At 52.1% G+C, this 12,525-nt stretch carries 13 protein-coding genes; 9 read left to right on the forward strand and 4 right to left on the reverse strand.

All coding sequences use genetic code 11. The features are described from left to right. Window positions 1-85 precede the first annotated feature (85 nt). The 4 genes from LLF79_RS16350 (at window position 86) to LLF79_RS16365 (ending at window position 4,848) form a co-directional block, all read left to right on the forward strand. The gene (locus LLF79_RS16350) at window positions 86-1,666 is read left to right on the forward strand and encodes a phosphoethanolamine transferase (RefSeq protein ID WP_206805014.1); all 1,581 of its coding nucleotides are present in this window, start codon (window positions 86-88) and stop codon (window positions 1,664-1,666) included. Between the two features lie 66 nt (window positions 1,667-1,732). Next, on the forward strand, window positions 1,733-2,992 hold the full coding sequence (locus LLF79_RS16355) for an O-antigen ligase family protein (RefSeq protein WP_309240705.1): 1,260 nt from the start codon (window positions 1,733-1,735) through the stop codon (window positions 2,990-2,992). 71 nt (window positions 2,993-3,063) lie between these two features. Further along, window positions 3,064-3,912: a glycosyltransferase gene (locus LLF79_RS16360; RefSeq protein ID WP_039024590.1), complete on the forward strand. Its 849-nt coding sequence runs from the start codon at window positions 3,064-3,066 to the stop codon at window positions 3,910-3,912. Window positions 3,913-3,927: 15 nt separating this feature from the next. Beyond that, complete coding sequence (locus LLF79_RS16365) at window positions 3,928-4,848, forward strand: capsular polysaccharide synthesis protein (RefSeq protein ID WP_227879890.1); 921 nt, start codon at window positions 3,928-3,930, stop codon at window positions 4,846-4,848. A 33-nt stretch (window positions 4,849-4,881) separates the two neighbouring features. Here the strand turns inward: LLF79_RS16365 and LLF79_RS16370 are convergent, their stop codons facing one another. From LLF79_RS16370 to gpmM, 3 genes are read right to left on the reverse strand one after another with little or no spacing between them, the layout of a single operon-like run. Next, window positions 4,882-5,814 carry a divergent polysaccharide deacetylase family protein gene (locus LLF79_RS16370; RefSeq protein ID WP_021242427.1) on the reverse strand — a complete coding sequence of 311 codons (933 nt, stop codon included), beginning with the start codon at window positions 5,812-5,814 and terminating at the stop codon, window positions 4,882-4,884. A gap of 3 nt (window positions 5,815-5,817) precedes the next feature. After that, window positions 5,818-7,077 carry a murein hydrolase activator EnvC gene (envC, locus tag LLF79_RS16375; protein WP_025910576.1) on the reverse strand — a complete coding sequence of 420 codons (1,260 nt, stop codon included), beginning with the start codon at window positions 7,075-7,077 and terminating at the stop codon, window positions 5,818-5,820. 33 nt (window positions 7,078-7,110) lie between these two features. Next, a complete protein-coding gene (gpmM, locus tag LLF79_RS16380) occupies window positions 7,111-8,655 on the reverse strand; it encodes a 2,3-bisphosphoglycerate-independent phosphoglycerate mutase (protein WP_023345210.1) in 1,545 nt (514 codons plus the stop codon). Window positions 8,656-8,902: 247 nt separating this feature from the next. On the opposite strand from gpmM, the gene LLF79_RS16385 reads away from it, so the two are divergent. The 5 genes from LLF79_RS16385 to cysE all read left to right on the forward strand — a co-directional run bounded on the left by LLF79_RS16385 (window position 8,903) and on the right by cysE (window position 12,012). Next, window positions 8,903-9,334 (forward strand): rhodanese-like domain-containing protein, encoded by a 432-nt coding sequence (locus LLF79_RS16385; RefSeq protein ID WP_008502714.1) that lies wholly within the window; start codon window positions 8,903-8,905, stop codon window positions 9,332-9,334. 11 nt (window positions 9,335-9,345) lie between these two features. Continuing rightward, on the forward strand, window positions 9,346-9,597 hold the full coding sequence (gene grxC / locus LLF79_RS16390; RefSeq protein ID WP_008502715.1) for a glutaredoxin 3: 252 nt from the start codon (window positions 9,346-9,348) through the stop codon (window positions 9,595-9,597). 32 nt (window positions 9,598-9,629) lie between these two features. Beyond that, window positions 9,630-10,097 carry a protein-export chaperone SecB gene (gene secB, locus LLF79_RS16395; protein ID WP_008502716.1) on the forward strand — a complete coding sequence of 156 codons (468 nt, stop codon included), beginning with the start codon at window positions 9,630-9,632 and terminating at the stop codon, window positions 10,095-10,097. Next, entirely contained in the window at window positions 10,097-11,116 is a 1,020-nt protein-coding gene (gene gpsA / locus LLF79_RS16400; RefSeq protein WP_008502717.1) for an NAD(P)H-dependent glycerol-3-phosphate dehydrogenase, read from the forward strand. Before secB ends, gpsA begins: the two co-directional genes overlap by 1 nt. Window positions 11,117-11,190: 74 nt before the next feature. Further along, a complete protein-coding gene (gene cysE, locus LLF79_RS16405; protein ID WP_008502718.1) occupies window positions 11,191-12,012 on the forward strand; it encodes a serine O-acetyltransferase in 822 nt (273 codons plus the stop codon). Here the strand turns inward: cysE and trmL are convergent. Then, window positions 12,009-12,482, reverse strand: a complete 474-nt coding sequence (gene trmL, locus LLF79_RS16410) for a tRNA (uridine(34)/cytosine(34)/5-carboxymethylaminomethyluridine(34)-2'-O)-methyltransferase TrmL (protein ID WP_227879891.1) — start codon at window positions 12,480-12,482, stop codon at window positions 12,009-12,011. The genes cysE and trmL overlap by 4 nt on opposite strands. Window positions 12,483-12,525 lie beyond the last annotated feature (43 nt).

A 12,525-nucleotide genomic window follows, 5' to 3' on the forward strand; every position in this document is an offset into this window, starting at 1 on the left:
TCTCCATTCCGTCTTCTCCGCACGTTCATTCAAGTAGTTAAAATGATTGCGTCAGGAAAGATTCTGCCAGGCTAATTAGGTCATTATGTCCACACTGTTTCCACAGAAGTTGGTTGAGACACCTTCGCGATTTACCGCTTTCTTAACTTTCTTTATTTCCCTGCTAATAGTCATTGGCGTTAATATTATACATGCTAAATATAATGCGGTAATTAACCGTGCGCTGGTTTTTGCGCTGATATTGCTGGCGTTAAAATGTATAAACAATAAAATATTCAGAAATGTACTTGCGATTATTTTATTAATTCCAGTCGCGGCAGACATCACTTTACAGTTATATGCCTGGAGTAATTTCAATTCTGCGTTTAGCTATGGGTTTGCGCTAAGCGTACTTAATACGACACCGGGTGAAGCAAGTTCGATGCTCGGTTTGTACTGGCGCGATTGCCTGATTTTTATCGCCCTCTCGGCGTTTTTCATTTTTACCACCAATACCGGGATATGGCCTGTCGCGCCGCGTTTTCGTCGCTGGCCCGCCATTGCGCTTGCCGTCACGCTGCTGGCTTTTTATGGTCAGGCCTTGCAGCATCAACTCAGGAAAAGCAGCGTAGAGAGCCTGGCGCAGCGCGTGGTTCAGGCAACACCTGTCAGCACGTCTAAAGTCTTTATGCAGGCCATCGAAGATAATGCCGTGGTGGCCAATATCGGTAATAACATTCCTGATTATAAAATCACGCTATCCGATACTGGCATCGAAAACTATGTATTGATTATTGGTGAGTCTGAGCGCACGGCAAATATGGGTATCTATGGTTATCCTCGAGATACGACACCGGAGCTGGAGAAGCAAAAATCGCAGCTATTATTGTTCCGTAATGCTGTAACGCCTGCTCCGGTCACGATTATGGCGGTTCCGCTGGCGTTGACCGCCGATACTGTGAATGCACGAGATCCTCGTAAGTATAGCGATAACGTCATCAATATCGCTAACAAAGCGGGATATGATACGTACTGGTTTAGTCGTCAGGGTAAAGGAGGGGCGCATAATAACGTCATTACCGGAATTGCCCTGAACACGAAACAGCATGAGTGGATTGACGGGGGCTACGACGAAGACCTTCTGCCGCTGTTGCGGAATGCGTTAAAAACGCCGGGCAAGAAACTGATTGTTCTGCATTTGTACGGAAGTCACGAACCTTCCTGTCGACGCTTCCCTGCCAGCCAGGCGGTGCTGCAGGGTGATAATGAAGCTGATGATTGTTATGACAATTCGGTGCGATACACAGACACAGTGATGGGCAACGTTTTTAGCCTGCTCGAAAACTCGCGCTCATCCGTCATGTATTTCTCCGATCATGGCCTGATTCGCGATCCGAAACGTGCTGTAGCTTACTCGCACGGGAACGTTAATCCTCCACGCGAGGCGTTGCATATCCCCGTGTTTATCTGGTACGGAAATCAGGTGGATTCTAGCAAGCAATACACCGGAGATTACAATACCGTGTGGTCAGCGGATGATATTAATACGCTGGCAGAGCTGTGGCTTGGAATCCATCGCCAGGGGGAGACTGTTCAGTCGGTACAGTCCTGGCTCGCTGGTTATAATAAGGACGTTACTGTGCTGGACACGACCGGGAAGTCCTATGAGTGGCGTAATATTCGTTAACACAGGTGCGATAAACTTGCCTTTAGCAGCGTGCTAGTCTGCTTTGCCTTTATAGTAAATGGAATAATGATGATTAATTTAGAACGAGATAAGGTCCAGTTTGTATTGCTGCAGCTACTCTTCGGAATGTGTGCTTTAGCTTTTGGTTGCGTCGTTGTTTCACCTAATTTATCCGCCAAAATTTTGGGCCTGGCGGGTGTAACAGCATTCGTTATTTTCTTATTGGATATTAAAAATTCCAGAAAGAACGATGCATTCTGGCTTTGTCTGGTCCTGCTGGCTATTGGAATTTGCGATTTGGCCTGGTACCGGATGTATAAGGTTGATAGTGAGGCGATCAACTCTTATCGCGCCTATCTTGAAGTCGGGAAAATCTGCCTTTTCGGGGCATTCTCCATCTTCATGCTTGTGAGCAGAGAGCAATTCAAAATCGGCAGCAATAAGATTCATATGTTGCTGGTCATCACACTGCAGGTGATGATTATTGCCTATGCAGGATATCAAAATATTTTTCTTGGAAACCAAAGGGTTACGCTTTCCCTTGCCGGTGGGGCGGATGCGACTGGGGCCGCTTATACCATTGCATTTATTTCCTTCTACACGATTCTGGTGCTTCAGCACAGTTTAAGTAGATGGAAAGAGTTGTTTGTACTCGGGCATTTTTTTATCACTTTCCTGGTACTGGTGGCGACAGAAACTCGAGCAGCCATTCTGACCTATCCGATTATTTTCTTCGCATTGCTGGTAGTGAAGTTCTACAAGGAAAAGCATATCCCCTGGAAGGGAGTTGTGGTTTTCCTGATCGCGTTGCTGGCTGGTGCATTTATGATGAAAGACAGCCTGATAAAGCGTTATAACGACTTTAACAATGACATTGTTTCCTATGATAAAGCGAACAGTGCCACTTCTGTTGGGGCTCGTTTTGCTATGTGGAAAACGGGATTAGCTGCGTCTAAAAATAATTATTTATGGCAGTCGACAGATGAGCGAAACGCAAAGATAATTGCCGAGGTTAATAAAGACCCAAGCTTGTCAGGCGCGCTGGATCACATCCGCGGTCATCTTCATAATGAAATCGTCGAAACGCTTTCAGTGAAAGGACCTTCAGGCGTTCTTCTTTATATTCTGTTTGTGATATCGCTTGGCTGGTATGCATTACGTAAACGTAAAAGTATTATACTTTTCGCGTTCCTGGTTTCGATTGTTATGTTCGGCGTAGGTGGTGTGATGTTCTATTCTAAAACAACTCCTGTTGCGTGGATGTTGACGCTGATAATGTCGATTGTTTTCCTGGAACAAAACAAACATCGTACTGTCATTAAGTAACCGTTTTGATTCTCCCTCGGGAAAAAGGTATTCTTCCGAGGGAGAAATACCTTTTACCAGACGAGTACCCCATGAACGAACTGATTTCAGTCATCATCACCACCTACAACAGAGAGGCGTTGCTGGAACGCGCAATTCGTTCAGTTATTGCTCAGACATATCCCGCAGTAGAATTGGTTATTGTTGATGACTGCTCCAATGAGAAAACCCCTCAACTTATCGAGCGTATGCGCGCTGAGTGTGAGGCGCGCTTTGTACATTTCATCTACGAGCGTAACGAAAAGAACAGCGGTTCTAACTTCAGCCGTAACCGGGGCTATGCGCTTTCGCACGGCGTGTTTGTAACGGGGCTTGATGACGACGATTATTTCCTGCCAGAGCGTTTGAAGAAGCTCGCTGAGCGGTATGATGATAAGTATGCTTTCGTGACGGACACGCCCGCCAGGTTGGACAAAACCCACCGTACCTATCCGGAAACTGATGACAAACGAATCATTGAGCTGCAGGATATTCTGTGTGAAAACGTGGTTGGCAATCAGGTATTGACCACAAAAGAAAAACTGTTAGGCGTAGGCGGATTTTCCCCTGAAATTAAACAGCAGCAAGATCGCGATGTGTGGATTAAATTAATTCTGAAGTATGGTCCAGGAATCAAATACAGTTTCAGTACTGCGATGGTGGATGCTGAACACGGGAGCGATCGGATTACGTCGCAGGTTAAAAAATACAATGCGTATCGGAAACTCTATTTTAAATACCGTCGGCACATGTCTGAAGTGACCCGCAGTAATAATTTATTCCAACTTATGTCGTTTCGTGGCTTTACATCATCGCGCATGAATTGCTTATTACGTGGGCGTAAAAAAGACGCTAAATTAAAAATGAAACTGTTTCGCCGTACGCTAAAAGAGCTATTCTGAATTTAATTAGGTGAAATGATGAATCTCAATGCAACGAATAAGCTCATCAAGAAAACCCGGCGCTGGCACAAAAAAACGGGTTTTTCTCTTTTTCAGCGTGCTGCTTGCCATTTTGAGCGGAAGAAAAAAGAAGCGATTTTTAGCATTATTGATGATCTCAAGGTTCAACCTGACGATTCGCATACAGCGGAACCGATGCAATCAAACATTATCTGGATCTGCTGGTTCCAGGGGCTGGATAACGCGCCTGAGTTAGTTAAACACTGTGTCGACTCTGTTTATAAACACTCAAATGGATATGAGATTATAATTATTACTGAAGATAATTTTTCGGATTATATCACACTACCTGGTGTGATTATTGAGAAATATAATTCTGAATTGATCGGTAAAGCTCACTTCTCTGATCTATTACGTTGCTGTTTATTGTATGAATATGGCGGTGTATGGCTTGACTCTACCATATTTATGGCTCATGATTTACCTTCCTACCTTGCCAATTACTCATTTTGTTCTTTGCGTTTCACTCCAGCAGATTGCTCTGGGAGTATTAGCAACGGTTTCTGGACAACTTATTTTTTGGTTTCCGAGAAAAATGGCTATTTAATCGGTAATGTAATGAATGTGCTTTTAGAATACTGGCAAAAGCATGATAAAATCATAGACTATTTTTTAATGGATTATATCTTTTCTTATTTTTTTGAAAACGATAGCCACTCAAGAGAAATTATTTTATCTCAACCTGTGCTAGGTGAAAATCGTTTTTTACTAAAAAATAGTATGAATGAGCATTTCTCACTTGAAATACAAAAACAATTTATGGAAGACCCTATAGGCATATATAAATTGTCTTATAAAGGGTCTTACCGTACTTCAAACAACGGCCAGCCGACAATATATAGCCTGATCCTTGATGGCACTTTCGAACTAAAGTGAGAAAAAAGCCACCATGACGGTGGCTTATTATCGTCAGGCTTTCTTACCCCATCCCTGCCACTGCTGCTGGACGTATTTCACCAGCGTACTGTTACTGATGCTGTCTCCGATGACGGAGAAGAAGCGGGTCGCGTAGACCGGTTCAAGCGGCTGCTTCGGTACGCAGCGCTTCACGCCGCGGAACGGATTACGCGGCGCCGTCGGGGTGGGCTGCGCAGAATTCGGCGTAGAGGTATCCACCTGCGGCTCGTTCAGCAGGTCGCTCGGGCGCACCAGCGTGATATCGGAAGGTAAGGTCGGCAGCATTTGCTGCAGGACGCGAACGGTAGACGGGTGGGGGTGACCGATGGCAATGGCCGAACCATTGCGGCGGGCCAGCTGTACCGCGCGATTAAACTGCACGCGAATATCGGCTTCGTTCTGGGTATCATCCAGGAACACCTTGCGCTTAATCACCTTTACGCCCGTTCCCTGAGCGGCGCGCATCGCCTGGCTGTTGCCGATGGTCATGCTGTCGAGGAAGTAGAGGTTATAACGCTCCAGCGCCTGCATTACTTTGAGCATCCCGTACAGGCTCGATGTCATCGCGCTGCCCATATGGTTGTTCAGCCCTACGGCATACGGCACCTTGTTGTAGGCGTCGCGGATGATGCGCTCGATCTCCTCGCTGCTCATATCCGGGCGCAGGGTATCTTTTTCCAGCGGCTGCTTGCTGAGCGGGGCCATAGGCAGGTGGATGAGAACCTGATGCCCGCTGCTGTGGGCTTTGGTCGCCATCTCACGCGCGTGGGGGGCATTCGGCAGGACGGCAACGGAGATGGCCGACGGCATCGCCAGCACCTGGTTTTCATAATGTGGGCGATAACCGAAGTCATCAATCACGATAGCGAGCTTACCGGCGTATACCGGTGCAGCCAGCGCCAGCGCGCTGACGACGGAGAAAACGATTCGACGAAATTGAAGCAAAACTTATCTTCCCAACCACGGCTGTGGATTGACCGCCTGACCCTGACGACGAATTTCGAAATAGAGTGACGGGCGGCCCTGACCGCCACTGCTGCCCACAAGGGCGATGGGTTGGCCAGCGCGCACCTGCGTGCCGACGCTGACCAGCGCGCTCTGGTTGTAGCCGTAAAGACTCATGTCGCCTTTACCGTGCTCGACCACCACCACAAGCCCGTAACCCTGCAGCCAGTCGGCCAGAATCACGCGGCCATCGGCGATGGCTTTCACTTCGCTACCTTCAGACGCACCGATAACGATCCCTTTCCAACGTAGCTCACCCTGCAGCTGTTCGCCATAGCGATGCAGAATTGAACCGCGAACGGGCCAGAAAGCCTGACCGCGAGGAGAGCCGAGGCCGCCGGTACGCGACATCAGGGAACGTTCGCTTTCGCTTGGCTTGTAGGTGGTCCCTTTGCGGGACGCTTCCTGCTGCTTGTCGCGAACGGCCTGCGCCTCGCGAGCCTCTTTTTCGGCGCGCGCTTTCGCCGCGGCTTCCGCACGGGCGATGCTGTTACGCAGTTTGGATTCGTTGGCGCGCATTTCGCTCAGCTGGCTCTGACCTTCCTGAATGGAGGACTCGAGACCGGCCAGGGTTTTCTTGCGCTCGTTGCGTGCCTGCTCAAGCTTTGCCTGCTGGGCCTGCTGATCGTAGAGCAGCGTCTGCTGCTGGCTCTGCTTCTCTTCCAGCTCGGCTTTTTGCGTGGAAACCTCTTCGCGCGTCTGCTTCAGCTGCGCGATCGTCTCCTGACGCGCCTGGTTCAGATAGCCAAAGTAGGCCTGCAGGCGCTGGCCACGCTGGCTCTCTTCGCCGCTGAGGATGAGCTGGAGTCCGGTATGTTCACCCTGGCGGAATGCGGCATCAAGCTGTGCGGCAAGGTTGCGCTCCTGCGCATCGCGCTGGCGCTCCAGTTTGGCAATCGACGCGTTCATCTCGTCGATCTGCTTATTCAACTGGGCAAGGGTGTTTTGCGTTTCACGGAGTTTACGCGTGGCAGCGGAGATGGCCTCTTCCTGCTGCTTAAGCTGGGCGAGCAGGGCGGCGCGCTGTTGCTGCTGTTGGCGTACCGCACGCTCTTTGGCGGCGATATCGGCCTGAATGGATTTCAACTGGTCGCGGTCATCCGCGTGGGCGGATGCGGCGCACAGCAATACGCCAGCGCTGAGTGCGCTGGCGTAAAACAGAGGTCTGACTGATAACCTAAGCGGCTTCACGACCCATGTGATTGAAAAAATCGCCTTTCCCCTCATGGGGAGCGATTATTCCACGATGAACAGCGGCTTACCAGTCATCTCTTCAGGGATCGGCATCCCCATCAGCGACAACATGGTTGGCGCGATGTCAGAAAGCTTGCCGCCTTCTACGGCTTTCACTGATTTATCACCCACATAAATCAGCGGAACCGGCAGGTTGGTGTGGGCGGTGTGCGCCTGTCCGGTCGCCGGGTCGCGCATCTGTTCAGCGTTACCGTGATCCGCGGTGATCAGCAGCTGGCCGCCAACGGATTCAACCGCTTTCGCCACCTGCTCAACGCAGTGGTCCAGCGCTTCAACCGCTTTCACTGCCGCTTCCATCACCCCGGTATGACCGACCATGTCGCCGTTCGGGTAGTTACAGATGATGGTGTCGTATTTGCCGCTCTCGATGGCCGCAACCAATTTTTCAGTCAATTCTGCAGAGCTCATTTCTGGCTGCAGATCGTAGGTGGCGACTTTCGGGGAGTTGATCAGAATACGTTCTTCGCCTTTGAACGGCTCTTCAACGCCGCCGTTAAAGAAGAAGGTCACGTGCGCGTATTTTTCCGTTTCGGAGATACGCAGCTGCGTTTTGTCGTTCTTCGCCATCCACTCACCGAAGGTATTTGCCAGCGAGGCCGGTGGGTACGCGCACGGCGCTTTGATGTCTGCCGCGTATTCGGTCAACTGGATGAAGTCGATGTTTACCACTTTCTTACGGGCAAAACCGTCGAAGTCGCTGTTGACGAACGCACGGGTGATTTCGCGCGCGCGGTCAGCGCGGAAGTTCATGAAGATCAGCGCGTCGCCGTCTTCCATCGCGGCATCGGCCTGGCCTTCAGCACGGATCACGGACGCTTTCACGAATTCGTCGTTTTCATCGCGTGCATAAGCCGCTTCCAGCGCTTCAACGGCGGTCGCAAACTGGAATTCCCCTTTTGCCAGGGTCAGCAGGTCATAGGCCTGTTCAACGCGATCCCAGCGGTTGTCGCGGTCCATGGCGTAGTAACGACCAATGATGGAGGCCACGCGGCCTTTACCCAGCGCGGCGAATTTGTCTTCGAAGGCTTTCAGGGAGCCTTCCGCACTGCGTGGTGGCGTGTCGCGACCGTCCAGGAAGGCGTGCAGATAGATTTTTTCCGCACCGCGCTCAGCGGCCAGTTCAACCATTGCCATGATGTGATCTTCGTGGCTGTGAACGCCGCCAGCAGAGAGCAGACCCATGATGTGAACGGCCTTGCCAGCAGCAACGGCTTTATCAACCGCGCCAGACAGCGTTGGGTTGGAGAAGAAGGTGCGTTCTTTGATTTCAACGTCCAGACGCGTCAGGTCCTGATACACGATACGCCCGGCGCCCAGGTTAACGTGACCGACTTCGGAGTTGCCCATCTGGCGGTCCGGCAGGCCCACTTCCAGGCCAGACGCGTCAATCAGCGTATGCGGACGTTTTGCCCACAGGGCATCCATGACCGGGGTTTTGGCGTTGAAAATAGCGTTATCCTGGCTGTCTTCACGGTAGCCATAGCCATCCAGAATCACCAGTACCATAGGTTTTTTAGAAACCGACATTGCGACAACCTCATGCTCAAGAGTCAAAATTTGCGTAATTTTACTACAGCTGAATCGATCAAATAGCCGCAGAAGATCAAAGAAAGCGCAGGGGCAAGGTACTCGCCAGACCATTTTGAGGCATTTTTTTAGGTGGCATGCCGCAGAAAATGGATTAGGTTAGGGTCGCTGGCTGTATTTGCCAGAACGCACAGGTATACTCCTGTCCTGGTTTTTTTAATCACTAAGTCGGGAGTAGTAACCCTCCATGCAAGAAATTATGCAATTCGTTAGCCGCCATCCGGTTCTGAGCATCGCGTGGATTGGCCTGCTGGCTGCTGTGCTGTTCACCACATTTAAGAGCCTGACGTCTAAGATTAAGGTTATCACCCGTGGTGAAGCGACGCGTCTGATTAACAAAGAAGATGCTGTCGTGGTCGATCTGCGTCAGCGTGACGATTTCCGCAAAGGGCACATTGCAGGTGCGATTAACCTGCTGCCTGCTGAAATCAAAGCGAACAACGTGGGCGAGCTTGAGAAGCATAAAGCCCAGCCGATTATCGTGGTTGACGGTACCGGCATGCAGGCGCAGGAATCCGCCAGCCTGCTACATAAAGCAGGCTTCGAAAACGTATCTGTGCTGAAAGAAGGCATTTCCGGCTGGAGCGGGGAAAATCTTCCTTTGGTACGCGGTAAATAAGGAGTTCAGTCATGGCCCATATTGAGATCTACACCAAAGCGACGTGCCCGTTCTGCCACCGTGCGAAAGCGCTGCTGAACAGCAAAGGCGTCACGTTCCAGGAACTGCCGATTGACGGTGACGCGATTAAACGCGAAGAGATGATCCAACGTAGTGGTCGTACGACGGTTCCACAGATTTTTATTGATGCGCAGCACATTGGCGGCTGTGATGACTTGTATGCGCTCGATGCCCGTGGTGGACTCGATCCGCTGCTGAGCTAAGAGACTTTAGGACAATTAAAAAGGGTATTTCCATGTCAGAACAAAGCAATAATGAAATGATTTTCCAGATCCAGCGCATCTACACCAAAGATGTCTCTTTTGAAGCGCCAAATGCGCCGCACGTTTTCCAGAAAGACTGGCAGCCAGAGGTTAAACTTGATCTGGATACCGCATCAACCCAACTGGCTGATGACGTGTATGAAGTCGTACTGCGTGTGACCGTGACCGCTTCTCTGGGCGAAGAGACTGCTTTCCTGTGTGAAGTACAGCAGGGCGGTATCTTCTCCATCGGCGGTATCGAAGGCAACCAGATGGCGCATTGCCTGGGTGCGTACTGCCCGAACATTCTGTTCCCGTATGCACGTGAATGCATCACCAGCCTGGTTTCTCGCGGTACATTCCCGCAACTGAACCTTGCGCCAGTTAACTTTGATGCGCTGTTCATGAACTATCTGCAGCAGCAAGCTGGCGAAGGTGCTGAACAACATCAGGATGCCTGATGAGCACTGTTAATGCGTCAATGACTGTGATCGGTGCCGGCTCATACGGCACCGCTCTTGCCATCACGCTGGCAAGAAATGGTCACGATGTGGTCCTGTGGGGCCACGACCCAAAACATATCGCGACGCTACAGCGCGACCGCTGTAACGTGGCGTTTCTCCCGGACGTTCCGTTCCCTGACACCCTGCACCTTGAAAGCGACCTTGCGACCGCGCTGGCGGCCAGCCGCAACATTCTGATTGTGGTCCCGAGCCATGTCTTTGGCGACGTGCTGCGTCAGATTAAGCCGCTGATGCGCCCGGATGCGCGCGTTGTCTGGGCGACGAAAGGACTGGAAGCCGAAACCGGACGCCTGCTGCAGGACGTTGCCCGCGAAGCGCTGGGTGATGCGATCCCGCTGGCGGTCATTTCCGGCCCGACCTTTGCCAAAGAGCTGGCCGCTGGCCTGCCGACGGCGATTTCACTGGCCTCCACCGATCGGGCCTTCTCCGACGATCTCCAGCAGTTGCTGCACTGCGGCAAGAGCTTCCGCGTTTACAGCAACCCCGATTTTATCGGCGTGCAGCTGGGCGGCGCGGTGAAGAACGTGATTGCGATTGGCGCCGGGATGTCCGACGGCATTGGTTTTGGTGCCAACGCCCGTACGGCGCTGATCACCCGCGGTCTGACCGAGATGTCCCGCCTGGGCGAAGCGCTGGGTGCCGATCCGGCCACCTTTATGGGAATGGCTGGCCTGGGCGATCTGGTGCTGACCTGTACCGACAACCAGTCTCGTAACCGCCGCTTTGGCATGATGCTCGGACAGGGCAGCGATGTGAAAGACGCGCAGGAGAAGATTGGCCAGGTGGTGGAAGGCTACCGCAATACCAAAGAAGTCCGCGAGTTGGCGCACCGTTTCGGTGTCGAAATGCCAATAACCGAGGAAATTTATCAGGTATTGTATTGCGGAAAAAATGCGCGCGAGGCAGCATTGACCTTATTAGGTCGTGCGCGCAAGGACGAGCGCAGCAGTAACTAGTCGGAACCGTTGTCACCTGAATGACCCAGCCAGCGCAGAACTGGCTGGTCATTAACTATCGTCTGGAGTAAGCAATGCCGTGTGAAGAACTGGATATCGTCTGGAATAACATTAAAGCCGAAGCCCGGGCGCTGGCCGACTGTGAGCCTATGCTGGCCAGTTTCTACCACGCAACGCTACTCAAGCACGAAAACCTCGGCAGCGCGCTGAGCTATATGCTCGCCAACAAGCTGGCGTCCTCGATCATGCCCGCGATTGCGATTCGTGAGGTGGTGGAAGAGGCTTACGCCGCTGACCCGGAAATGATCGCCTCTGCCGCCTGCGATATCCAGGCGGTGCGCACGCGTGACCCGGCGGTCGATAAATATTCTACGCCGCTGCTGTACCTGAAAGGCTTCCACGCCCTGCAGGCTTACCGCATCGGCCACTGGCTATGGAATGAAGGCCGCCGCGCGCTGGCGATCTTCCTGCAAAACCAGGTTTCCGTGACGTTTCAGGTTGATATTCATCCGGCGGCGAAGATTGGCCGCGGGATCATGCTCGACCACGCCACCGGGATCGTTGTCGGGGAAACGGCGGTGATTGAAGACGACGTCTCGATCCTGCAGTCGGTTACCCTGGGCGGTACCGGGAAAACCAGCGGCGATCGCCATCCGAAAATTCGTGAAGGGGTGATGATTGGCGCGGGTGCCAAAATTCTCGGCAATATCGAAGTCGGGCGCGGCGCGAAGATTGGCGCAGGCTCCGTGGTGCTCCAGCCGGTGCCGCCGCACACCACCGCCGCTGGCGTACCGGCGCGCATCGTCGGTAAGCCAGACAGCGATAAGCCGTCCATGGATATGGATCAGCACTTCAACGGCATTCACCATACCTTCGAGTATGGTGACGGCATTTAACTTCTGAGAATGGCGCCCGGATATCCCAGCTGGCGCCATGCTTCATACACCACCACCGACACCGCGTTCGACAGGTTCATGCTGCGGCTGTCCGGCATCATCGGAATACGGATTTTCTGCTCAGCGGGCAGGGCATCCAGGATCGTGGCCGGCAGGCCGCGGGTTTCCGGGCCAAACATCAGATAGTCACCTGCCTGATAGCTTACGGCGCTGTGCGCTGGCGTGCTTTTGGTGGTCAGGGCGAACATGCGCTGCGGCTGCTCTGCTTCCAGAAACGCGGCGTAATCGTGGTGGCGAATAACGGCGGTAAATTCATGATGATCCAGCCCTGCGCGACGCAGGCGTTTGTCGTCCCACGTAAAGCCCATCGGCTCAATAATGTGCAGACGAAAACCGGTGTTGGCACACAGGCGGATAATATTGCCGGTATTCGGCGGAATTTCTGGTTCGAATAAAACGATGTTAAGCATGCTGCCCCCTTAATTGCGGGGGCAGGATAGCAGAAAAGAGAGG

This window comes from Enterobacter cloacae complex sp. 2021EL-01169, assembly GCF_020733125.1.
In the GTDB taxonomy this organism is placed as follows: Bacteria; Pseudomonadota; Gammaproteobacteria; order Enterobacterales; family Enterobacteriaceae; genus Enterobacter; species Enterobacter roggenkampii.

Coding starts and splice junctions, on each gene's coding strand:
- cysE (WP_008502718.1), top strand. CDS start 11,191: ATGCCGTGTGAAGAACTGGATATCGTCTGGAATAACATTAAAGCCGAA.
- LLF79_RS16385 (WP_008502714.1), top strand. CDS start 8,903: ATGCAAGAAATTATGCAATTCGTTAGCCGCCATCCGGTTCTGAGCATC.
- grxC (WP_008502715.1), top strand. CDS start 9,346: ATGGCCCATATTGAGATCTACACCAAAGCGACGTGCCCGTTCTGCCAC.
- LLF79_RS16365 (WP_227879890.1), top strand. CDS start 3,928: ATGATGAATCTCAATGCAACGAATAAGCTCATCAAGAAAACCCGGCGC.
- LLF79_RS16355 (WP_309240705.1), top strand. CDS start 1,733: ATGATGATTAATTTAGAACGAGATAAGGTCCAGTTTGTATTGCTGCAG.
- LLF79_RS16360 (WP_039024590.1), top strand. CDS start 3,064: ATGAACGAACTGATTTCAGTCATCATCACCACCTACAACAGAGAGGCG.
- LLF79_RS16350 (WP_206805014.1), top strand. CDS start 86: ATGTCCACACTGTTTCCACAGAAGTTGGTTGAGACACCTTCGCGATTT.
- gpsA (WP_008502717.1), top strand. CDS start 10,097: ATGAGCACTGTTAATGCGTCAATGACTGTGATCGGTGCCGGCTCATAC.
- trmL (WP_227879891.1), bottom strand. CDS start 12,482: ATGCTTAACATCGTTTTATTCGAACCAGAAATTCCGCCGAATACCGGC.
- secB (WP_008502716.1), top strand. CDS start 9,630: ATGTCAGAACAAAGCAATAATGAAATGATTTTCCAGATCCAGCGCATC.
- gpmM (WP_023345210.1), bottom strand. CDS start 8,655: ATGTCGGTTTCTAAAAAACCTATGGTACTGGTGATTCTGGATGGCTAT.